Genomic DNA, 20,612 nt, shown 5'->3' on the forward strand with positions numbered 1-20,612 from the left:
TTTTAATCGTTCAGGTTTTTGTTGATTGTGAAAACAATGTTGGAAACAGAGTGAAATGGAGCGTAGGACACTCGACTCCTGCGGGAAAGAGAGGGAAAACGGAGATCCCGCAGCGCAGCGAGGAAGCTCAGGTTCCTCCCCGCGGAAAGCGAGTGGCCGTAGCGCAATGGAACGAACGTGTTGAGACAAATCAAAGAGATGGGAACAGCTAGTGTTCGTCTTTTAGAAGCAATCATTTTGTTATGTCCCAGCCTCTTTCTATTATTCTTGTAGAGCTAAATCTTTAGTAATGACATAGTACTCGCTTTTCGTCATTTGCCATCCTTTTACGTTTTCTTTATACGCAACAAAATTATTTGGATGGACAATAGCAGAGTGCAGGACTCCATCATTGATTATTTTTCCCGCTTGTCTTGTTAACTCCACGCGCTTTTGCTCGTCAACAGTTTCATTTAACTGCTTAATTACATCACTAAGTGCTGGATTATCATAGTGACCTACGTTATAAAAACCATCTTTTCCATAAACACTATTTAAAAAATAAGAAGAATCACCGCGCGGGGCCGTAATTAAGCTGTATGTAGCTATGCCCCAGTCGGAATTTGTGGTCATATATTCATCTATGTTTTCAACCTGCTGGATTTCTACTTTGACCCCAATCTTTTTCGCTTCCGATTGAATGAGCTGTGCCATCAAGGGAAGCTCTGGGCGATATGGATATGTTAAGATTGTGAACGATAGCTGCTTACCATCTTTGACTACTTGGTTGCTTTCAAATTTGTAGCCTGCTTTTTTTAAGTATTCTTTTGCAGATTCAGTGCCAAACTCTTTTTTCGGAGCATCATAAGCGAAAGAAAACTCCTTTAAAAACGGACCGTTGGCTGCTACGCCTTGTCCTGCAAGCGTGTAGTCTACCACATCTTGACGATTTAAGAGAACATCAAATGCTTTTCTCACGTTAACATCTTTAAACGCTTCAATGTTCGTATTATATAAAAGCATTTGCGTTCGTAAGCTTGGAACGACGTCAACTACAAGCGACTCGTCTTTCTTTAACAGCTCTAGGTTTTCAATTTCAGGACGATACACAATATCTGCTTCTCCGGATTGGAGCCCTGCTGTCCTTGCATTTGCATCTTCATTGTATAGCATTGTAACGCGATCCAATTTAGATTCACCGTCCCAATACTGATCATTTTTTTTCAGCTCTAGCTTACTGTTTGGCTGAGAAGATACCGCTTCAAATGGTCCTGTACCTACTGGATGTGCTTCAATATTTTTTTCGGTTACATCGATAATAGCTGCGTTGGGATGAACGAGTTCAGACGGAAATGAAGCTACAGGCTCTTGCGTTACAATCGTTAGTTTTTGACCATCCGCTTTCATTTCTTTTATTTTCAATGAGGCTTTCATCGCTTCACTCACCTTCATCGTACGTTCTAATGACGATTTCACCGCTTTAGCGTCCAACGTTTTTCCATTTTGAAACACAACTTCGTCTCTAATAATAAACTCCCAAGTTGTTCCATTGTCTAACGTTTTCCAACTTTCAGCTAACCATGGCTCAATTTGTGAATCTTCTGTTGTTTTGACCAATGTTTCCACAATGCCTGCTCGCAGCGGCGTGTAGTTAAGCTGGGGATCTAGGGTATCTGTTGGAAAGTTGGATAAAAAGGTAAGCTTGTTGCGGTCGGAATCTACAGAGCTGTTTTCCTTATTTCCAGAGCAAGCTGTAAGCATGCACGCCGCAACTCCCATCATGATTGCTGTTTTCCATATCTGTCTTTTCATGTCGTAATCCTCCAAGGTATGTATCTTAGCAAATGATGCTAATCATAATTTCAAAAGTTTACGAGTTTTCTAACTTTTTGTCAATCAGCTCTTTGCTTAGCTTTTGACCTTTGGAGCGTCCTTTATACGTCGTCCCAATAATACCAACCATAATAGCTATACCTCCAATCCAATGGAAGTAAGACAAACTCTCATGTAAAAATGCGACGCCTGCTATCACACCGATTAACGTAGCTAAATTAGTAAACACGCTCATCTGCGCTGCTTGAATTGTTTTTAACGAGTAGTTGGATAGAAAAGCTGTAATAAGAGAAGAAAATATACCTAAGTATGCTACTGAAAGCAAAAATTCCAGTTGAAAAAGCGGTTCGAAAAATGTTGCCAGCGAGCCGTTAAGACTATGATGAACAACGGCCACTCCGTTAAAGCCGACAAACCCAACAAACATCATGACGCATGTAAGCTCCAAGGTAGAATATGAGCGTGTCATTTTACGAGCGAGTACGTTATAAGAAGCATTTGATAAGGATGCTAGTAAAATAAACAGGGCACCTAAACTTCCACTTGCTGAGAAATTTACGCCTTTCATTGCTAGAATGTATACAATACCGGAAACAGATAATAGAATTGAAAACTTTTGGCGAGACGTTGACGTTTCTTTTAATAGATAGGTAGCAAGAAGCAAAGTGAAAATTGGAACCGACGCTTGAATAATGCTCGCTTCAGAAGATGTGGTATATAAAAGACCAAGCGCTTGAAAGCCAAAGTAACTTATCGGAAATAAAAGACCTAGAGGTACAATACGAAGAACATCGTGCCCATTCACTTGCATTTTTTGCTTGTTCACAAATAGAAACAAGGAAGCAACTATAAAAGATAGCGTAAAGCGATGGGCAAGCACATCAATAACCCCTGCATAGTTTAGCGCTACTTTTACAATCATGAGCGCAAAACCTGTAATGATTGCATATAAAAAAGCTGAGCCAAACGCTCTTTGAACATTTGTCAAATAGTCCTCTCCTTTTTAACCGATTGTGCGAATACACTCCACTGATTGTTTTATACAAGTATACAAAAAAGCCCTTGTTTTACAAGAGCTTTTATTCTTACGCTTCAATCAACGTTAGCTTTTCTATAATTGCTTCACGTGGCTTAGGTGCTGGAACGTCATCAAATTTACCTAACATCAATACACCGACAATAGCTTCATCTTCTTTTATTCCTGCTATTTTTCTAAACCCCGGCTGATGAATGAGTTTACCAGTTTTCCATAGCACTCCAATTTCTTGCTCCCACGCTAACAGTAGAAAATTTTGGATAAAAGCAGACACAGCGCTGAAATCTTCTTCTTGCTTCATTTCATTTTCATCTTTAGGGACCGTAATAATAATATTAGCCTGTGATTGAGAAAATTTCTCTGCCATCTTCCCTATTTTTTTTGCTGCTCCTTCATCAGAAACTTGTTTGGACAAGTTTTTCATCTGTTCACTTAATGATTCATTGCCTTTCCCATAAAACATCACAAGTCTCCACGGCTGACGTAGCTTATGGTTTGGAGCCCATGATGCATCGTCTAAAAGTTGGATAATAGCTTCTTTCTCAATTGGATCATTATTAAATGTACGAATGGTTCTTCTTTCTCTTATTACGTCTCGAATGGATGCTGACATCTGAATCGTTCCTTTCAACTATAGATTGTGTTAGCTATTTTGAATTAAAAATCGCACGGCTTGCGAAATATCCATATCGTGTTGTTCACAAAATGTAAGCAGTTTATCATATGTATTGGCATCTAAGCGTACATGAATAGATTCGGTAAGCCTTGTATTATCAAGATGTTTTGAAACTTTGCGCTGGTCTTCTTTAAACATCCCTCGATGTACGGATAACGTCGCGCTTCCTCGATCAGCAATTTGCTTTTCACATTCTCTCTCATCCCAAAACTCTTTAACTTGCTCCATATGTTCATCAAGTCGCTTCTGAAACTCTTCATTTTCAAGTTTTGCGCCTTTACGCTTTGCTTTATGGATAAACTTTTGAATCATAAATTCCCGGTATTCTTCGTAGCTTTTAAATGATATTACTCTCATACGATTACCCTCACATCTGTTCTACGATAATCATTCTCAATTGACTATCTACCCTTATATTACTGAATATAAGACATTTCTGTCAATCTTTTTCTCAATTAAAAAAGAAAAGGCACTTCGCCTTTTCTTTATGCAGCTTGCTTTTGCTTCTTTCTCTTGTACTTCCACATCATATAACGATAACGTATCGTACATCCGATGCAGTATCCCATTAAAGCTACACCTGCTGCAATAAGCACCATGATGCTAAAAGCCGCTGATACAACTGGTAGATTTACCATAAAAAACAACAGTGATAATCCTAAACAGCTAGTCGCAATCCACTGGTTGAAAAGCTGCTGATCGCGATCTTCTAACGGATAGAATGAAGCTTCTTTTCTAAGAAATTGTTTTCCCACCTTCATGATGGGATTTTGTTTTGTTAGGAGAGTAATGATCCCTACAATAAACGGAGCAAGCAGTACCCATGTTGTTGTGAAAAACGATAAAACGACGCTCGCTACAATAAAAGCTTGATTGAACTGAACAAGTGGTTTTGGAATCCCCATGACAAATAGCCTCCTCTTTATATCTCATTATACACAGTGTATTAGTAAGAATAAAGATGGAAGCTTTGGAAACTTATGAGTTTTTCAACTTTCTTAAACAAAGCTTTATACATTCATTTGCCTCTTCGATAAACTTATCATTTCCTGCTTTCAAACGAATTTCAAGCGACTGTTGAAAATAATGATGGGCTTTTGAAAGATTTTGTTGATCTAATAAACATTTTCCGTACTGTTGATACAAGAAATCTGCATATGTATGTAGCGATGATTTTATGTGAAGCTGATTGAGGAGAGTTTCGAACGTTTCATTTGCTTTACACCAATTACTTTGCCAATGGAATGTTTGTCCTAAATAAATAGAACTTTTAAATACTTGCTCGTGTTCATGATACCTTTCATATAAATAAATGGATAGCTGCAAATGTCTTACGCTGCTTTCTAATGCGCCTACAATGCGTTCATATTTACCAATTATCCGGTACATGTCCGCAGCTATTCTCTCATCTTCCTCTGAGATTGCTTTCTTTTTTAAATAAGCAATCCCTTTTCGGATATCAGCTTCATTAAAAGGCACTTCGCGGAGCTTCTGGCTAAAACTATAATTCATATTAAAGGGAATACGCTTTATATCCATAAAGAACCCTTCCTTATATATCCATTTTATATAATTGTACCCTAAATTTGCAGTACATACAATATTTATGAAAGCCTCTTTCATCTGTGGAAAGAGGTTTTCATCACTATGCGTTTCGCTTCATATAATAAAATGGCTTTCCGCTAATGTAACGCGTACCCGTCACGTAAAAATCCATTTTTTCGTAGAGAGCACGAGCTCCTTCATTGTCAAACTCAACATTTAGGGTTAAAGGAAGCTTCCTACTTTCTGCTTCTTGAAAAGCACTCTGTAACAGCATAGATCCAATGCCTTTACCTTGATAACTTTCACCCACAACGATTGAATCAAGATAAAAGTCTCCTGCTTCTGTTTCCCTATCTGGAAGCCACTTGCTGTTTCCTGTTTTTTCACGAACATACGAAACCATTGGCTGATCGAAAGCTTCAATTTGTTCACCCTCATAGCAAATCATGACTCCCGCGATTTCCTCGTTAAGTTCAGCAACCGTAATATTTTTATAGCTATATCGGCTGCAGTCTGACTCCACATATGTTTGTAACACGCGAAGAGCCTCGTCGTCCGCTGAACTAGCAGTATGGTCGCGGGCAATTTGACCAAGCATGCTATATAATAGCTCGCTTATAACGCCTGCTTCTTGTTTTTCTGCTTTTCTGATGTTCATACTATCAATACTCCTTTTTATCGTCTATTTCTACTTTACCACATCTGTGTAGTTTTGAAAGAAATATACATTTTATCGAAAAAACAGTATAATGAAATAAATAATAAAAAGGTGGTAGGTGCTCAGTTGATGCCAAGAAAACAAAAGCGTAAAAAGAAAACGTCACGTGATCGATATACCATTTTTGATTTTCTTTTTGATTTACTCTTGGAAGTTCCCCAGCTTTTACTTTGGCCAGTGCGATTCCTTATAAGAAACATAAAACATCTCTTTGATGCGTTTTAATAGGGAGTATTCATTATAGATTGATCATAGCCATGCTTGGAGTGAACCTCTTCCAAGCATGGCTACATTTTTTACTACTCTTAGTTCAGTGGAAACTCATGCTTTGGTTTGCGCTTTGCCTTTTTTCTTACTTCTTTCCACCAATAGTATAAGGTGGTTCCAACAAAAATCCCTACCAGCATTTTTATCATAAACGGTGTCATCCTACGCTCTCCTTTCTTCTTTTACAAACAGCGCTTGAATAAGTCGCTTTCTTTCAAAAAGTAATAGTGCTAGGCACATTAGCGTTAACACCGTGCTTAAATCTTGTACGCCGATATCAAAAAAGTAATTAACCATCATTACGTTTACAACGATTGGAAAATAACAGATTGCTCCAAACAACGCCGTGCGCGGGATCATAATGAGAATAGCCGCTACTACCTCTCCAATTCCAATTACGATTTCATATTCTTTGGAGTAACCAAAAAATCTCCAAGCCATAACAAACCCTTCACCATTTAGCGCAAGTGCTTCAGGCGTAGGCTCTCCAAACTGGCCGAATACAATCTTTACAGAGCCATAAATAAGAAACACAACCCCTAAAAAAATCCGAAACGTTGCTGGAATTGATTGACGAAAAACTGAAACCCATTTAGAACCTTTCATTTGCCCACTCCTTTACCTCTTTTTCTGTTAAAAATCGACTTCTCTTTTCTGCAGTAGGCAGCCGACAACCTCTTTTTTTCATAAACTTGTGCCGGTGTTTAGCTACGTAATCATACACTTTGTCTCGAATGCGTTTAGGCACAATAATAAAGACATATGCATATTTGACCGGCCCTGTGAGCTCTTTCACAATACGTAACATGGCCGTTGACTTTGTATAGATCAACTCATTTTGAAATAAGACAATTGAGTTGTATTGTTGAGGGATTATGTGATTAGTTCGCAGTTTTTCACCCAAAGATGATTGTAGGGAAGCAAAACAAAACGTAACTGTTGGGTCATGGTTCATTATAAATAAAATTGTTTGATTACACATATGACAGTCTCCGTCAAAAAAAATGATATGCTTTTTCACTTCTATTGGTAAAACCTCCCTTCTTTTTCATTGTAATCGCTTATCGCATCTGTAACGATGTCATTACCTTACAGTTAGCTTACAGTTTTGTAAGTAAAGCCGTTTAAAGTGCGCAAACTACTATCATAAGAAGAATAAAAAGCAGGCATTTTTCCTAAAATAGTTTTGTCTTTATTCAACTTTTTTAGCGACTTTAAAAACCGTTGTTTCCTTCTAAAAACGTTGCTGTAGACCCACTTGCTGCTAGCTTGTTACGATAAAATCATTTAACTGAAAGGAGTTTTTTATGAAACGCTCATCCTCAAACATTGCCTTTTTATCTGTCGCTAGCAACTCACTTGTTGTGCTACTAAAAGTTAGCGTAGGCATTCTGACCGGTTCTGTAGCCGTCTTATCAGAAGCCATTCATTCAGCACTTGATTTATTGGCCTCTTTTATCGCTTTCATTTCTGTTAAAGTATCTGGTAAGCCAGCAGATGACGATCATCCTTACGGTCATGGAAAAATCGAAAATATCTCAGGAACAATTGAGACGTTGCTTATTTACGTAGCAGGTATTTGGATTATTTATGAATGTGTACATAAGTTGATTTCACCTGAACCGATTAAACTTCCGCTTCTAGCTATTGGTGTTATGCTTCTGGGTGCTCTTATTAACTTTGTAGTTTCTAGAATTGTAAATAAGGAAGCAAATCGTATTAACTCTGTTGCAATGAAGTCAAATGCCTTTCACCTTCTTACAGATGTATACACATCGCTTGGTGTAGGACTTAGCTTAATATTAGTTGCCGTAACAGGTTGGACGTTTCTAGACCCTATTATCGGGATTGCCTTGGCGCTTTATATTATGATTGAAGCAACGAAGTTAATGAAAGAGGCCTTCCCTCCTCTGCTGGACGCTCGTTTAAACAAAAGTGAAGAAGAAGAGGTTTTCCAGGCTATTCGTACCTTTCAAAGTGAGTATATTGAAATTCAGTGTTTTAAAACACGAAGAGCAGGAGCCCACGAACATATTGATTTTCACCTCATCGTACCGCCAGAGAATAGCATCAAAAGCATTCACCACTTATGTGATCGCATTGAGGATAAAATTCTTGAAAAGTTTCCGAACGCTCACATTATGATTCACCCAGAGCCGGACGGTTTACAAGAAAGGTAAGCACGAGGCTAGCACATAACAAAATATTTTTTTCTCAAGAACGGATCATGTTCTACAATAGTTAGCTTTTAAGAACAAGTTCGTCCTATTTCAATAGTTTTTCAACTTGTTTTTGAAACCAAAAATATCTCATCTCTTTAATATTGTTAACAAAAAAATAAGAATAATCTAACAAATATGCGTCTTTTATGCTACTATATAGTTTAATTATTTCTGAAAGAGGTGAACGTTTTGAATGACTTATTAACGTTTTTATTACTATCTTCTTTTGTTGTAATGAGTCCTGGTGTTGATACTGCGCTTATTACAAAACGCACCGTTAGTGAAGGGCAAGCCTCTGGTTATCGAATGGCTTTAGGGATTACTACGGGCTCATTAGTTCATACGTTTGCCGCAGCGTTTGGCCTTTCAGCCATTCTCATGCAGTCTGCTTTAGCATTTGAAATTGTAAAATACGTGGGAGCTATTTATTTGATTTACCTCGGCGTTTCTTCATTTATGACAAGAAAAAAACAAGAAACAGAAGAGAATTTAAAAGACCAAATAAAACCTGGTCAGTCTGCATTTAAGCAGGGATTGTTATCAAACGTATTAAACCCAAAAGTAGCGATGTTTTTTCTGACGTTTTTTCTGACGTTTTTACCTCAATTCGTCACCCCAGGTTCAAGCTCTATTCAGCAATTACTAATGATGGGTGTTATATATACGTTTCTATCTATTTCTTGGTTTTTTGTTTATGTCTTTTTCATTAACTATTTGCGAAGCTGGCTGTTATCGGCCAAGGTTCAGCGCGCAATGGATAGAGCAACTGGCTTAGTACTGATTGGCTTTGGAGTTAAGCTTGCGTTTTCAAAACAAAATTAATTCAAAAACGACTAACCAATTGGCTAGTCGTTTTTTATTTATCCCATAATGAAGCGAACTGCGGCCATTAAGGCTACTCCGCTTAAAACCGTAACGGATAAGCTCTTGCTTCGAATCGCAATGAAAATCGTTGGGATAATTACAATGATAACTTCCCAGTTCACTTGAAGAGCATTTTCTGTTTGTACGGTGAAGTTTTCTACTACCAAAGCGGTTAAGATACAAACGGGAATATATGAAAGCCACTTAAGAACCGGTTCTGGCAGCGTCATGTTTCGAACAATTGCAAATGGTACAACCCTTGGAATAAACGTTACAAGTGCACACCCTAAAATAATGAGCAGTGTTGATAGATCTAAGCTCATTTTTCAGTCATCACTCCAATCGTTGCAACAATGATAGTTGACACAATAACGGCTACGTGCGAAGGCATAAAAAACGATAGCGTAATCATGGCAATAGTCATGTATGCAATTAAAGTAAGAGAATGTCTAAGCTTTTTGGGAGCAAGACTTTGCAGCTGTAGAACAAGAAGCGCGACAAACATAGCGATTAAAGCAAAATCAAGACCTAAAGCTTCAGGATCTACAATCACGTTTCCAAATAACGCTCCCACAACGCAGGCACAAATCCATGAAAAGTAAGCCGTAATGTTTAAGCCATTCATCCAGCGGTCCGTTATATGTTCACCTTTTGCGATTTTATTAGCAGCAACACCAAATGATTCGTCCGTAATAAGAGCTCCAATGCCTATATTCTTTACCAACGAATAGCGCGTAAAGTGTGGAGCAAGAGTTGCACATAATAAAAGATGCCTTAAGTTTACAATAAAAATGGTTAAAATAATGGCTGAAGCCGGACTATCAGCGACAAGCAACGCACAAAAAATAAACTGAGCCGCTCCTGCATAAACAAATATGGCTAATAGCGCTACTTCTAAAACACTAAGCTTTGAAGCTACTCCTACTACTCCACAAGCAATACCAATACTTATGTATCCTAATAGCGTGGGAACACAGTCTTTCACTCCTTGTGAAAAGGTTGGGATAGCACTTTCTCTTTCAACAAACGCTTTTTCAGTGATCACGTAACCCCCTCCTCTGTTCATTATATTATACAACCAACTGTTATAACAAACAACTGTATGTTATACTGTTTATATAAAAATGTTAAAGGAGATCTATTATGGACCATATCCAGCAAACAATTGCGGCTAACTTAATTAGCATTCGAAAAAAAAGAAACTTATCTCTCACGCAAGTTTCTGAGCTAACGGGTGTCAGTAAAGCAATGCTCGCGCAAATTGAAAATGGAAAATCCAGCCCAACTGTTACGACGCTATGGAAGATTGCCAATGGCCTTCAAGTATCCTTTTCATCGTTTATCCAAGAGCAAAAAGCACAGGTGAAAAAAATTCAGCTAAACGATCTTAAACCTATTACAGACAATGAAGGCAGCTACGTTGTCTTTCCATTTTTTCCTTACCATCCTGAAAAAAAGTTTGAAGTATATATCGTTACGCTTGCCCCTGGGTGTACGCACGGAGCAAAATCTCACCTTGGAGAAGAATACTTGCTGGTAAAAGACGGTGATTTGTCTGTTATAGTAGACGGTGAAGAACATGAGCTAACATCTGGAGATGCGCTTCAGTTTCCAGGCTCGTCACCTCATAGCTATATAAATCGAATGGAAAAAGAAGCGAGCTTTTTCTTGTTGATGTACTACCCAGAACCGCAATAAAAGGAGCCTTAATAGATTAGAGCTCCTTTTATTTAAACTATAAGAGATGAACCTTGAATAATAATTACTATCATTCCCACATCACTTCCTGACGTGTGCCACTCGTCTTTTTCCCACAATGCTGCTTGTCCTTTTTTGACTTGTACCTGGACTTCATCATCACTTGTTACCCAACCTTCACCCTCAATTACCAAGAACAGTTGTTTACTTGGCGCCTCATGATGACCTGTAATTCCTCCCGGTTCAATATACATAATTCCTATAGAAGCTTCTTTTAGATTCGCTATCTTCAAATAGCTTGATAGCTCAGAGTTATATCGTGTAACTGGAACCGCCTGCTGCTGTTGAAATGAAATAATCTTCAAGTAATCTTCACCTCTTCATACACTCTAGTTAACATAATAATATTATTATCTATATAAAAAGCAGTGTATCTTTTCAAATGATACACTGCTTAAAAAATGGATACGAGTTCTTTTGTATAGGGATTTCTTTGAGCGTGAAATAACTCTTCAGTCCGAAACATATCCACAACCTCACCTTGTTTCATTACCATAATGCGTTGACTCAGCTCTTTAACTGCTGTAAGGTCGTGTGAAATAAACAAGTAGGATAAATCTAGTTGGTCGCGAAGATCTTCCAGCAAATGCAAAATGCTTCGCTGTGAAATAACATCGAGGCTTGCCGTTGGTTCATCTAGTATAACAAGTTCAGGTTCAATGCTAATTGCGCGAGCAAGCGTCACGCGCTGCTTTTGTCCTCCGCTTAGTTCGTGAGGGTATCTTTCAGCAATACTTGCAGGCAACCCAACCATATTGAGCAGTTCTGACACAAACTGTTCTTTTGATGAAAATGAAAAATAGCGCAGACTTAACTGCTTTCTGTACTGTAAATAAGGGTCTAAAAGGGAATCTTTTATTTTAAGTTTAGGATTTAATGCAGCCGTTGGGTTTTGAAACACAATTTGAAAGCCTTTGCGAATTGGCATTAGCTTACGACTACTCAGGCTTTGAATTTCTTGATTTCTGAATAGAATTTTACCGCTATTCACTTGTTCTAAACGCATCAAACAGCGTGAAAGCGTACTTTTCCCACACCCACTCTCACCTACAAGCCCCAAGCACTCTCCTTTTTTCAAATCGAACGAAACGTTCTTTAAGACCTGTTGACCACCATACGTTTTAGTAAGGTTTTGAACCGACAATAAACTCATCTTATAATACTCCTTCTTTAACCGCTAACTCGCTTGCTTTTAATACCGGTGCCGCTGCGATTAGCTGCTTTGTGTATTCATGCTGAGGGTTCGTGAGTACTTTTGTTTTATCACCACATTCTACAATTTTGCCTTCCTTCATAACAGCTAAGCGGTCCGCATATTTTCTAACGTGTCGCCAGTCATGCGTAATAAATAAAATTGTACAGCCTGTTTCTTGTTGTTTTTCTTTTAATACTTGTAAAATCCGATGAGCTGATATACTATCAAGCGCTGTTGTAATTTCATCGGCAATAACGAGCTCAGGTGATAATAAAAGGGATAATGCAATCGAGGTGCGCTGAAGCTGCCCACCGCTCAGCTGAAAGGGATAGCGTTTGTAGAATTTTTCATCTAACCCTACAGATTCTAAAGCTTGAATTGCATTATCTTTTCTAACTATTCTATCATTTACGCCATGCACTTTTTGATACTCTTGAAAATGCTGGCCAATCGTTCGAAATGGTGTAAATGACCCTTGGTAATCCTGAAAAATATACGCAATTTTTTGGCCTCGGATTCTTTTTAGGTCGCTGCGCCTCAATGAAAGCGTATTTTCTCCGTTGAAATTAATTTTGCCTTCAGCTGTTAAGTTAGGTGACAGCATTTGACCAATCGTTTGCGATAAAACACTTTTCCCGCTGCCACTTTGACCTACAAGCGCATACCACTCACCTTTTTCAAGCTGTAGTGATACGTTATCAAGAATGTTTTTTTCTTTACTTCTTACCGAGAGCTTTTCAATCGACAAAATCATTTTTACACTTCCTTTTTTACATCAAATTGATCGCGTAAATAGTCACCGATAATGTTGGTGACTAGTACTACCCCTACAATTGCTAAGCCAGGATAAATCATCAGCTCAGGATTAGATTGAAAATACGGACGTGAGTCATTCAGCATAGCTCCCCACTCTGGTACAGGAGGCTGTGCACCTAATCCAATATAAGATAGAGACGAAATTAAAAGAATAATTTTCCCCAAGTCTAAGCTTGCCATGACAAGAACATAACCAATGATATGTGGTGCTAAGTGCTTTTTCATAATTTGTAAAGCAGACAGTCCGTTTGTACGAGCGACTAATACGTATTCTTTTTGTGACTCAGATAACACGGTGCTTCGAACAAGTCGCGCGTAGTTTACCCACTTGACCATCACAATTGCAAATACAAGATTGCCAATTCCAGGGCCTAATAGCCCGCTTAGTACAATAGCTACCACCGTATCAGGAAACGCTAAAAAGCTGTCTGCAATTCTCATAAACAATCGGTCTACTACACCGCGTTTGTAGCCTGAAATCAGACCAATTGGAATCCCTACGAGCAAAGCTACGCCTAAGGCAAGTGCACTAAAGCCAATGGTTTGCTGTGCACCGAGCAACAAGCGCGTTAAGATATCTCGCCCTAAATGATCGGTCCCCAAAGGATGTGCCATGCTCATGCCTTCAAGTCGTTTCTCTAAGTTCGTAAGAGTTGGATCATATTTTAAGTAGAAAAAGGTATAGATAGATGCTGCAACAACAATAAGAAAGAGAAAGGCGAGCGGTATAATGATTTTACGCTGTTTTTTCATAGCCGGCAGATACACTGAGGACTCTTTCATCACTTACTCTCCTTTTCTTTGTATTTCATTTCAGGGTTTAAATAACGATATGATAGGTCTACACATGTATTCACAATAAATACAATGCCCCCCATTACGAGTATGTAGCCTTGAATAAGTGGATAGTCACGCTGACGAATCGCATCGACAATGAGCTTGCCGATTCCAGGGTATGCAAACAGCACCTCTATAACAACGACCCCGCCTATCAAACTACCTAAGCTCATGCCAAACACCGTGATCACCGGTGGAATACTGTGGCGAAAAGCATGCATTAAAAAGACTCTCCCTTCTGATAACCCACGCGCTCGTGCTGCACGAATAAACTCTTGGGTATAAGAGTCTAGTAAACTTGAACGAAGCAAGCGAACATATACGCTTGAAATTGCTAAACCCAACGTAATAGAAGGTAGAACAAGCGACAGTATTCCGTCTCTCCCCATCGTAGGGAACCAATTTAAGCGAACGCCAAATAAATCAATGAAAATAAGTCCCAACCAAAAGCTTGGAACAGCAGCTCCAATAATTGAAAGCGTTCGGCTTATTTTATCTATCCAACTGTCTCTGTAAAGTGCAGATAGCGAGCCCAGCGGAATTGCAACAATAAGCATTACTACAATTGCGCCGATTGCTAGCTCTAATGTAGCAGGCAGAGCAGCCATAATTGTACTCATAACGTCTTGTCCCGTTACGAACGACTGCCCAAAATCCATCTGAACAAATTTCTCTAACCATAGTCCGTACTGCACAAGAACAGGCTCATTAAATCCCATTTCTTCACGAAGTGCTTCTATTTGCTCTTGGCTGACTGAGAGCTCATCAACGTTCAAAATGGTTAGCACGGGATCTCCCGGTGCTAACCGAATAAAGATAAAACTGACAAAGGTTATAAACAATATAAAAAATAGAACTTCCGAAAACTTTTGGAAAAGGATTTTAATCATTCTTTCACATCCAGCTTATTTATAGTCATGTAGTATTCGCTCTTAGTCGTAAACCAGTTTTCCACTTTATCTTTGTTGTAAGCAACGATTGTTGATGGATGTAACACAAACGAGTTAATAACATTTTCATCGACATAATCAGCTGCTTTCCGTCTTTTTGCATCTTGCCATCTTTTAACGTATATCCTGCTTTTTCTAGATGTTTAACTGCTTCATCTGAACCTGTTTCACGCTTATCATACGTTGGTGCAAAAGCTAACGAAGGTAAGAACGGACCTCTTGCTGTCTCAGCATGACCTAATAGAATTTTATCGACAATCTTCTGGCGATCAATTAATGCATCAAGCGCTTTTCTTACATTGATATCTTTCATTTCTTCTCTTTGCATATTCATTGTAAGTTGATACACGCGGAACGTTGCCGTTGATTCAACCTTCATTTTTGAATCTTCTTTAAGTGAATCTAAACTTTCTACCTCTGGACGATACACAATGTCTGTTTGTCCAGACTTCAATGCTAAGGTACGCGCATTTGCATCTTCGTTAAACGCAAACGTCACAGAATCAAGCTTTGAAGCGCCATCCCAATAATCATCAAAGCGCTCAAGCTCTAGTTTGCTTCCTGGTGTAAACGACGCAAGCTTAAACGGACCTGTACCAACCGGTTTATTCACAAAGTCTTCTTCAGATACGTCAATAATAGCGGCGTTTGGATTCACAAGCTCTGATATAAACTCTGGAAACGGCTCTGTTGTTTTAATAGTATGCGTAAAACCATCAGCACTAATTGTATCAATTTTCAGTGCATTTTGAATAGCCACATTTTCTTTCAACGCTCGTTCTAACGATTTTTTTACAGATTCAGCATCCATCTGCTTTCCATTTTGAAACTTTACATCTTCACGAAGCTTAATTGTCCAGTTTTGACCATCTTCTCCGTCCCAGCTCTCTGCTAGCCATGGCTCAATGCTTAGATTTTCTTCATCAAGTCGAATAAGTGTTTCCGTAATTCCTGCTCGCAGTGGCACATAGCTAGAATCAACGTGTGGATCTAATGAATTTGTAGAGAAGTTATACAAAAAGTGAATAGTTTGAAACATTAAATTTTATTACATAATAAAAAACCGCTATGCGTATCAATCTCCTTAACGCATAGCGGTTTTTTTATCTTATTCTTGAATCTCCTGTTTCCACTGACCATAACCACCTGTTAAATTGTAAACCTCCGTTATTCCTTTCGATTGAAGGAGGCTGATCGCAATCGCAGAACGAACTCCTGAACCACACTGAACAATTAGCGGACGGTGAGCTGGCACCTCATCAATTCGATCTAACAAGGTTCCAAGCATAATGTGAGTGGCACCTTCAATGTGACCTGCTTTCCACTCTTCTAAGCTTCGAACATCTAGTACCTGTGCTTTGTTTTGATCAAGCATGTTTTTTGCTTGGTGTGGCGTAATACTTTCATAAGACTGTGTCGTAGAAGCTTCTACTACTGCTTTGTTTGCATCGTAGTAGCCAACCAGCTGATCAATCCCAACAGAATGTAACACTTTTTCAATTTCACCAATCTGTTCATCCGCTGTTAGAACATATAATGGACGATCATAATTCACAATCCAGCCGGTCCAATTTGCAAATGAGTTGTTAAACGGAATATTAATCGTTCCCTCTATATGATTTTCAGCAAATTCCGCTGCGCTTCTTGTATCAATTACCTGATATCCTGCTTGAATTTGCTTTTCTACTTCGATTACGTCTGCTAGCTTGTTAACCTTTGGAAGCTTTGATAAGCTGTTTGGTCCTACTTTATTCACCTTTTTCATCACTGCAAAATATTTCGGTGGCTCTGGCTGTCCATCTAACAAAGCATTTACAAACGCTTCTTTTTCCGTATGCTGAAGCGCCCAGTTAAAGCGTTTCTCATACCCTACAGTTGAAGAAGGCACGGCACCAAGGGCTTTTCCGCATGCGCTTCCTGCTCCGTGTCCCGGCCAAACCTGCATAAAATCAGGCAGCTCTTTGAACTTTTGAAGCGATTCAAACAATTGATATCCGCCTGACTGTGCTGTTCCCTGTGCACCCGCTGCTTTTTCTAATAAGTCTGGGCGACCAACATCTCCAACAAATACAAAGTCTCCTGTAAAAATCCCCATTGGTTCATCTGCTTTAGCACCGCCGTCCGTTAACGTAAACGAAATGCTTTCCGGCGTGTGACCAGGCGTATGCACTACACCGAATGTTAGATTCCCAATCTTAAACTGGTCCCCACCTTTTAGCAATTTATGAGGTAAGTGATCAATGTTTTGATACTTCCAATCTGCATCTCCCTCGTCTGATACATATAACGTAGCCCCTACTCTTTCAGCTAACTCGCGACCTCCAGACACAAAGTCAGCGTGAATATGGGTTTCTAAAGCACCAATGATTTTCATTCCATTTTTTTCTGCTTCTTGAATGTATGGTTCAATATTTCGAGCAGGATCTACAACAACAGCTTCTTTTGCAGCTTGACACCCTACCAGATAAGAAGCTTGTGCTAATTTTTCATCATAAAAGTATTTAAGTAACATATTCATTCTCCTTTTTCTTCATATTGATATCCTTAATCCATCTCTATTTTACCCTGGTAGGTATATAAGGATACAAATTAAACTCACACTCCACAACCAACTAGTTCTTTTTCTGTTTTGCACGGACAAGTCGCTAACTGATAGCTTGACACAATATATCCTTTCTGACGTAAAAAGCGAATTCCTAAATGTAGCTCTATTTTATCTTCTGCGATGATGTGAATTTGTTGATTCGGTATTTCAGAATAAAAGCGTTTTAAATACGCATAGGGAATGTTTATAACGTTCCTATATTCACTTTCGCTTCTTTCGTTGTAATGACGAATATCAACAAGTAACCGGTCATCTTTTAGCTCATTAGGGTCATTAACACATTGCACACCCTTAACGGGATAATTGCGTTTATATGCTAAAGCACCTAGCATTATAACGAGAAAACTTCCTATAAAGTAGCTCATTAACTCACCGCCTCTTTAAAGAGATTCAATTAATTTATAGTTACACTATATACCCCTATAGGTATTTAGTCAAGTGTTAGAAATACAGATCATTTTCTATTGTTTACGTTTCCCTACCTATCTTAAGCTAAACTGTATTTTTTGCTAACTTCGCTTATTCAATTTTACCTTTTAGCACACACTAAAGAGAGCTATTGCATGCTTGTTTTTACCATATCTGATATGATGTTAACGACTCTTAAAATTTAATATAGAAAGGATTGCTTTTATTGGTATTTTTAGCTTTTGGTATTTCAGCTGCTATTACGATATTCCTAGCCATTCGGCTATCTATTTATGCAGATACTATTGAGCGGAAATCTGCTTTAAGCGGCATATTGATTGCTCTTTTATTAGGAGGCGCCACATCATTACCTGAGATTACAACAAGCGTCACGTCCATCATTATTTCAAATCCCGATTTAGCTGTAGGAAATGTTCTTGGAAGCAACTTATTTAACGTAATGATTTTAGCTACGTTAGATTTATTTTTTCGAAAGCACAAAATTATGATCTATGCTAGCAAAGAAAATCGATATACTTCTTTGTTAACCATTTTTCTCTCTTTTTTAGTTGCAGCTTCTTTATTCTTTAACATCCCTTACCATATCTTTGGGATTGGAATTGATACTGTTATTTTAATCATTGTCTATTTTATAGGCGTAAAAATCATTTCTACCTATGCAGCAGAGCATGTTGAAGAAGAGGAAAAACAAGAAGAGAACCTTCAAGATAGAGGACCAACTTTAAAAAGAGCCGTTGTTGGTTTTTCCATAGCAGCAGTGTTTATTATGGTATTTGGAAGTATTTTAACCATCTCAGGTGATCGTATCGCTGTTATTACAGGTTTAGGCGCTTCCTTTGTTGGTTCGTTTTTAGTCGCAGCCAGCACGTCACTTCCTGAAGCAGTCTCTGTTGTTATCGCCATTCGTTTAAAAAATTATAAGTTAGCGATTGGTGGGATTGTCGGAAGTAACTTATTCAACTTATTGATTTTAGCAGGAACAGACGTCTTTTATCGCAAAGGGGCACTGTTAAGCGCAGCCAGCGGCAGTCACTTATATACAATTGTTGCGTCAATGATACTCATCTCCATTAGCCTATTTTCAATGTCACGAAAGAACATCACATCTTCATGGTTTTATGTTGTACCATCAATTTTAATTATTGCTTGTTACTTTATAGCAAGCTATATCATCTACTTAAATTCAGCTGCATAAAAGAGGCTGGGACATAACTAGCCAAAAATAATGAAAAAGGGTTCTCATCATCGCATTTTGATGATGAGAACCCTTTTTTGTTGATCTGTTTGATTGGTCTATGCACATTTTACGCTGGAGGCGATGTACTTTCGTACATTCACCGCCATGAACGCAAACCCTAATTCGTTTTTCACGTTCTCTTTGCCTCTTACGGACATTCGAGTGAAACGCAAATTAGCCTTCAGATATCCAAAAACTGGTTCTACGTCAATCTTACGTTTTCCGTAGATTTTACCCGTTTTTTCTTCTGAAAGCAGCTGTTGAATGCTTTTCTTTTGTTGTTCCCACTTTTCGTTATAATGGATTCTTCGGTTCTTTCCTTCCTTCGCCTTCGTACATTGTGAACGAAAAGGACAACCTGAACAGTCTTCACATTCGTACACATTGAATAACCTTGTAAATCCGTAACGGTCTGTGCGATGCGATTTGTAACGAAACGTCAACTTATTCCCGTTGGGACAAGTAAAGGAATCATCTTCTTCATGATAATCCCAATTCGCTGTCTGAAATGGGTCATTCTTAACGCGTTTTTTCTTCTCTTTTCGATACATACTATATGTGATAAGAGGCGTACGCTTTCTGTTCTGCACATCGAGGTAATTCTCTTCACTTCCATATCCCGCATCTGCGACAATATAGTCTGGGAGTTCGAAGTAGTGATGTTCAATTGCGTCAAGAAACGGACAAAGTGTTCGTGTGTCCGTTGGATTTGAAAAGACATCGTAAGCAAGTGTATATTGACCTTCTGTCGCAATTTGCACATTATACCCCGCCTTCAGTTGGCCATTCTTCATGTAGTCATCCTTCATACGCATAAACGTGGCATCATGATCTGTTTTTGAATAACTATTCCGTTCGTTAAAAATCTCCATGTCTTTTTCATACTTTAACTTACGTTTCACAAAGTCTTGAAATTGCTTATACGCTTTCTTCGGTTCTTTTCTGCTTGATCGCAGTTGTTTTCGTTCATCGGCATCTTCACTTGCTTCAATTTCTTTTGTCAACTCTTCAACCTTTTCTTCTAATTTTTTAGTGATTAGAGATAATTCTTCAACAGAAAGTTCGTCCGAACTTTCTCGTTCGATCTGTGGAATAATTTCTCTTTCTACTAGTTCGTCATACAGCTGGGTTGATTTCTCCAAGAGGCTCGCACTATACTTTTCGATTGATTTGCGCCAGACAAATGTGAACTTATTGGCATTTGCTTCAATCTTCGTTCCATCAATGAAGATTGCTTCATTATCAATCTCGTTCTCTTGAATAAGCTGACATCGAAACTGGACAAAGCACTCACGAAGAAGCACTTGAACTTCTGGGTGAACACGAAATCGATTGATTGTCCGATAGCTCGGTTCGTAACCTTGAGCTAGCCACATCATACGTATACTATCTTTGAGAAGCGCTTCAATTTTTCTTCCTGAAAAAACTGACTGTGTGTAGGCACATAAAATGATTTTCATCATCATGCGTGGATGGTAAGCAGGACACCCCGTTTTCTGTAAGAAGCCGGCAAAGGCTTCATCTGGAATATGTTCAACGAGATGGTGAACGGCGAAGGCAATATCATTTTCTTGTAATTTTATTTCTAAATCTAAAGGCAAAACCACTTGATTCATGTTATAATCTTTAAACATAAGGACCCTTC

The 20,612-nt window shown here is 38.6% G+C and carries 25 protein-coding genes; 4 read left to right on the forward strand and 21 right to left on the reverse strand.

The window, feature by feature from the left end; genetic code table 11:
- Positions 1 to 261: 261 nt before the first annotated feature.
- The 10 genes from nikA to MKZ18_RS11600 form a co-directional block, all read right to left on the reverse strand.
- The gene (gene nikA / locus MKZ18_RS11555) at positions 262 to 1,791 is read right to left on the reverse strand and encodes a nickel ABC transporter substrate-binding protein (RefSeq protein WP_061785487.1); all 1,530 of its coding nucleotides are present in this window, start codon (positions 1,789 to 1,791) and stop codon (positions 262 to 264) included.
- A 58-nt stretch (positions 1,792 to 1,849) separates the two neighbouring features.
- Positions 1,850 to 2,800: a DMT family transporter gene (locus MKZ18_RS11560; RefSeq protein ID WP_163071304.1), complete on the reverse strand. Its 951-nt coding sequence runs from the start codon at positions 2,798 to 2,800 to the stop codon at positions 1,850 to 1,852.
- 97 nt (positions 2,801 to 2,897) lie between these two features.
- Positions 2,898 to 3,461: a nitroreductase family protein gene (locus tag MKZ18_RS11565; protein ID WP_025911806.1), complete on the reverse strand. Its 564-nt coding sequence runs from the start codon at positions 3,459 to 3,461 to the stop codon at positions 2,898 to 2,900.
- A gap of 30 nt (positions 3,462 to 3,491) precedes the next feature.
- Entirely contained in the window at positions 3,492 to 3,881 is a 390-nt protein-coding gene (locus MKZ18_RS11570; protein WP_061785486.1) for a hypothetical protein, read from the reverse strand.
- A 128-nt stretch (positions 3,882 to 4,009) separates the two neighbouring features.
- Positions 4,010 to 4,429, reverse strand: a complete 420-nt coding sequence (locus tag MKZ18_RS11575) for a DUF4395 domain-containing protein (protein ID WP_025911804.1) — start codon at positions 4,427 to 4,429, stop codon at positions 4,010 to 4,012.
- A gap of 73 nt (positions 4,430 to 4,502) precedes the next feature.
- Positions 4,503 to 5,063 carry a hypothetical protein gene (locus MKZ18_RS11580; RefSeq protein WP_061785485.1) on the reverse strand — a complete coding sequence of 187 codons (561 nt, stop codon included), beginning with the start codon at positions 5,061 to 5,063 and terminating at the stop codon, positions 4,503 to 4,505.
- Positions 5,064 to 5,169: 106 nt separating this feature from the next.
- The gene (locus MKZ18_RS11585) at positions 5,170 to 5,727 is read right to left on the reverse strand and encodes a GNAT family N-acetyltransferase (protein WP_061785484.1); all 558 of its coding nucleotides are present in this window, start codon (positions 5,725 to 5,727) and stop codon (positions 5,170 to 5,172) included.
- Between the two features lie 365 nt (positions 5,728 to 6,092).
- A complete protein-coding gene (locus MKZ18_RS11590) occupies positions 6,093 to 6,215 on the reverse strand; it encodes a hypothetical protein (protein ID WP_257788882.1) in 123 nt (40 codons plus the stop codon).
- A gap of 1 nt (position 6,216) precedes the next feature.
- Positions 6,217 to 6,660, reverse strand: coding sequence for a hypothetical protein (locus tag MKZ18_RS11595; RefSeq protein WP_061785483.1), 444 nt, complete (start codon positions 6,658 to 6,660; stop codon positions 6,217 to 6,219).
- On the reverse strand, positions 6,647 to 7,075 hold the full coding sequence (locus MKZ18_RS11600) for a thiol-disulfide oxidoreductase DCC family protein (protein ID WP_169799846.1): 429 nt from the start codon (positions 7,073 to 7,075) through the stop codon (positions 6,647 to 6,649). The genes MKZ18_RS11595 and MKZ18_RS11600 overlap by 14 nt, the downstream gene beginning before the upstream one ends.
- Positions 7,076 to 7,361: 286 nt before the next feature.
- On the opposite strand from MKZ18_RS11600, the gene MKZ18_RS11605 reads away from it, so the two are divergent.
- A complete protein-coding gene (locus MKZ18_RS11605; protein ID WP_025911798.1) occupies positions 7,362 to 8,234 on the forward strand; it encodes a cation diffusion facilitator family transporter in 873 nt (290 codons plus the stop codon).
- Between the two features lie 231 nt (positions 8,235 to 8,465).
- On the forward strand, positions 8,466 to 9,098 hold the full coding sequence (locus tag MKZ18_RS11610; protein WP_061785481.1) for a LysE family translocator: 633 nt from the start codon (positions 8,466 to 8,468) through the stop codon (positions 9,096 to 9,098).
- Between the two features lie 38 nt (positions 9,099 to 9,136).
- Here the strand turns inward: MKZ18_RS11610 and MKZ18_RS11615 are convergent, their stop codons facing one another.
- On the reverse strand, positions 9,137 to 9,463 hold the full coding sequence (locus tag MKZ18_RS11615) for an AzlD domain-containing protein (RefSeq protein ID WP_025911794.1): 327 nt from the start codon (positions 9,461 to 9,463) through the stop codon (positions 9,137 to 9,139).
- The gene (locus MKZ18_RS11620; RefSeq protein ID WP_061785480.1) at positions 9,460 to 10,185 is read right to left on the reverse strand and encodes an AzlC family ABC transporter permease; all 726 of its coding nucleotides are present in this window, start codon (positions 10,183 to 10,185) and stop codon (positions 9,460 to 9,462) included. The genes MKZ18_RS11615 and MKZ18_RS11620 overlap by 4 nt, the downstream gene beginning before the upstream one ends.
- 98 nt (positions 10,186 to 10,283) lie before the next feature.
- On the opposite strand from MKZ18_RS11620, the gene MKZ18_RS11625 reads away from it, so the two are divergent.
- The gene (locus MKZ18_RS11625) at positions 10,284 to 10,838 is read left to right on the forward strand and encodes a helix-turn-helix domain-containing protein (protein ID WP_144593898.1); all 555 of its coding nucleotides are present in this window, start codon (positions 10,284 to 10,286) and stop codon (positions 10,836 to 10,838) included.
- A 32-nt stretch (positions 10,839 to 10,870) separates the two neighbouring features.
- Here MKZ18_RS11625 and MKZ18_RS11630 read toward each other — a convergent pair whose 3' ends face one another.
- From MKZ18_RS11630 to MKZ18_RS11665, 8 genes are all read right to left on the reverse strand, one after another.
- Positions 10,871 to 11,203 carry a cupin domain-containing protein gene (locus tag MKZ18_RS11630; RefSeq protein WP_251385760.1) on the reverse strand — a complete coding sequence of 111 codons (333 nt, stop codon included), beginning with the start codon at positions 11,201 to 11,203 and terminating at the stop codon, positions 10,871 to 10,873.
- An 89-nt stretch (positions 11,204 to 11,292) separates the two neighbouring features.
- Positions 11,293 to 12,051, reverse strand: a complete 759-nt coding sequence (locus MKZ18_RS11635; RefSeq protein ID WP_061785479.1) for an ABC transporter ATP-binding protein — start codon at positions 12,049 to 12,051, stop codon at positions 11,293 to 11,295.
- A 1-nt stretch (position 12,052) separates the two neighbouring features.
- The gene (locus MKZ18_RS11640; RefSeq protein WP_025911787.1) at positions 12,053 to 12,847 is read right to left on the reverse strand and encodes an ABC transporter ATP-binding protein; all 795 of its coding nucleotides are present in this window, start codon (positions 12,845 to 12,847) and stop codon (positions 12,053 to 12,055) included.
- Between the two features lie 2 nt (positions 12,848 to 12,849).
- Complete coding sequence (gene nikC, locus MKZ18_RS11645) at positions 12,850 to 13,692, reverse strand: nickel transporter permease (RefSeq protein WP_078989644.1); 843 nt, start codon at positions 13,690 to 13,692, stop codon at positions 12,850 to 12,852.
- Positions 13,692 to 14,636 carry a nickel ABC transporter permease gene (nikB, locus tag MKZ18_RS11650; protein ID WP_061785477.1) on the reverse strand — a complete coding sequence of 315 codons (945 nt, stop codon included), beginning with the start codon at positions 14,634 to 14,636 and terminating at the stop codon, positions 13,692 to 13,694. Before nikB ends, nikC begins: the two co-directional genes overlap by 1 nt.
- Positions 14,637 to 14,661: 25 nt before the next feature.
- Positions 14,662 to 15,735: an ABC transporter substrate-binding protein gene (locus tag MKZ18_RS11655; protein ID WP_311302471.1), complete on the reverse strand. Its 1,074-nt coding sequence runs from the start codon at positions 15,733 to 15,735 to the stop codon at positions 14,662 to 14,664.
- 69 nt (positions 15,736 to 15,804) lie between these two features.
- Positions 15,805 to 17,208 carry an MBL fold metallo-hydrolase gene (locus tag MKZ18_RS11660; RefSeq protein WP_025911782.1) on the reverse strand — a complete coding sequence of 468 codons (1,404 nt, stop codon included), beginning with the start codon at positions 17,206 to 17,208 and terminating at the stop codon, positions 15,805 to 15,807.
- Positions 17,209 to 17,291: 83 nt separating this feature from the next.
- Complete coding sequence (locus tag MKZ18_RS11665) at positions 17,292 to 17,666, reverse strand: hypothetical protein (protein ID WP_025911781.1); 375 nt, start codon at positions 17,664 to 17,666, stop codon at positions 17,292 to 17,294.
- A 269-nt stretch (positions 17,667 to 17,935) separates the two neighbouring features.
- Here MKZ18_RS11665 and MKZ18_RS11670 point away from each other — a divergent pair, with 269 nt between their 5' ends.
- Entirely contained in the window at positions 17,936 to 18,925 is a 990-nt protein-coding gene (locus MKZ18_RS11670) for a sodium:calcium antiporter (protein WP_061785474.1), read from the forward strand.
- A 98-nt stretch (positions 18,926 to 19,023) separates the two neighbouring features.
- Here the strand turns inward: MKZ18_RS11670 and MKZ18_RS11675 are convergent, their stop codons facing one another.
- Positions 19,024 to 20,601, reverse strand: a complete 1,578-nt coding sequence (locus MKZ18_RS11675; RefSeq protein WP_138116520.1) for an IS1182 family transposase — start codon at positions 20,599 to 20,601, stop codon at positions 19,024 to 19,026.
- Positions 20,602 to 20,612: the final 11 nt, after the last annotated feature.

Source organism: Priestia sp. FSL W8-0001, from assembly GCF_038050335.1.
In the GTDB taxonomy this organism is placed as follows: domain Bacteria; phylum Bacillota; class Bacilli; order Bacillales; family Bacillaceae_H; genus Priestia; species Priestia flexa.

Bases quoted from the DNA above. Each gene is read 5' to 3' on its own strand.
- MKZ18_RS11570 (WP_061785486.1), bottom strand. From the start codon at position 3,881: ATGAGAGTAATATCATTTAAAAGCTACGAAGAATACCGGGAATTTATG.
- MKZ18_RS11675 (WP_138116520.1), bottom strand. From the start codon at position 20,601: ATGTTTAAAGATTATAACATGAATCAAGTGGTTTTGCCTTTAGATTTA.
- MKZ18_RS11655 (WP_311302471.1), bottom strand. From the start codon at position 15,735: ATGTTTCAAACTATTCACTTTTTGTATAACTTCTCTACAAATTCATTA.
- nikB (WP_061785477.1), bottom strand. From the start codon at position 14,636: ATGATTAAAATCCTTTTCCAAAAGTTTTCGGAAGTTCTATTTTTTATA.
- MKZ18_RS11595 (WP_061785483.1), bottom strand. From the start codon at position 6,660: ATGAAAGGTTCTAAATGGGTTTCAGTTTTTCGTCAATCAATTCCAGCA.
- MKZ18_RS11575 (WP_025911804.1), bottom strand. From the start codon at position 4,429: ATGGGGATTCCAAAACCACTTGTTCAGTTCAATCAAGCTTTTATTGTA.
- MKZ18_RS11580 (WP_061785485.1), bottom strand. From the start codon at position 5,063: ATGGATATAAAGCGTATTCCCTTTAATATGAATTATAGTTTTAGCCAG.
- MKZ18_RS11590 (WP_257788882.1), bottom strand. From the start codon at position 6,215: ATGACACCGTTTATGATAAAAATGCTGGTAGGGATTTTTGTTGGAACC.
- MKZ18_RS11625 (WP_144593898.1), top strand. From the start codon at position 10,284: ATGGACCATATCCAGCAAACAATTGCGGCTAACTTAATTAGCATTCGA.
- MKZ18_RS11615 (WP_025911794.1), bottom strand. From the start codon at position 9,463: ATGAGCTTAGATCTATCAACACTGCTCATTATTTTAGGGTGTGCACTT.
- MKZ18_RS11660 (WP_025911782.1), bottom strand. From the start codon at position 17,208: ATGTTACTTAAATACTTTTATGATGAAAAATTAGCACAAGCTTCTTAT.
- nikC (WP_078989644.1), bottom strand. From the start codon at position 13,692: ATGAAAGAGTCCTCAGTGTATCTGCCGGCTATGAAAAAACAGCGTAAA.
- MKZ18_RS11585 (WP_061785484.1), bottom strand. From the start codon at position 5,727: ATGAACATCAGAAAAGCAGAAAAACAAGAAGCAGGCGTTATAAGCGAG.
- MKZ18_RS11605 (WP_025911798.1), top strand. From the start codon at position 7,362: ATGAAACGCTCATCCTCAAACATTGCCTTTTTATCTGTCGCTAGCAAC.
- MKZ18_RS11640 (WP_025911787.1), bottom strand. From the start codon at position 12,847: ATGATTTTGTCGATTGAAAAGCTCTCGGTAAGAAGTAAAGAAAAAAAC.
- MKZ18_RS11665 (WP_025911781.1), bottom strand. From the start codon at position 17,666: ATGAGCTACTTTATAGGAAGTTTTCTCGTTATAATGCTAGGTGCTTTA.
- MKZ18_RS11565 (WP_025911806.1), bottom strand. From the start codon at position 3,461: ATGTCAGCATCCATTCGAGACGTAATAAGAGAAAGAAGAACCATTCGT.
- nikA (WP_061785487.1), bottom strand. From the start codon at position 1,791: ATGAAAAGACAGATATGGAAAACAGCAATCATGATGGGAGTTGCGGCG.
- MKZ18_RS11635 (WP_061785479.1), bottom strand. From the start codon at position 12,051: ATGAGTTTATTGTCGGTTCAAAACCTTACTAAAACGTATGGTGGTCAA.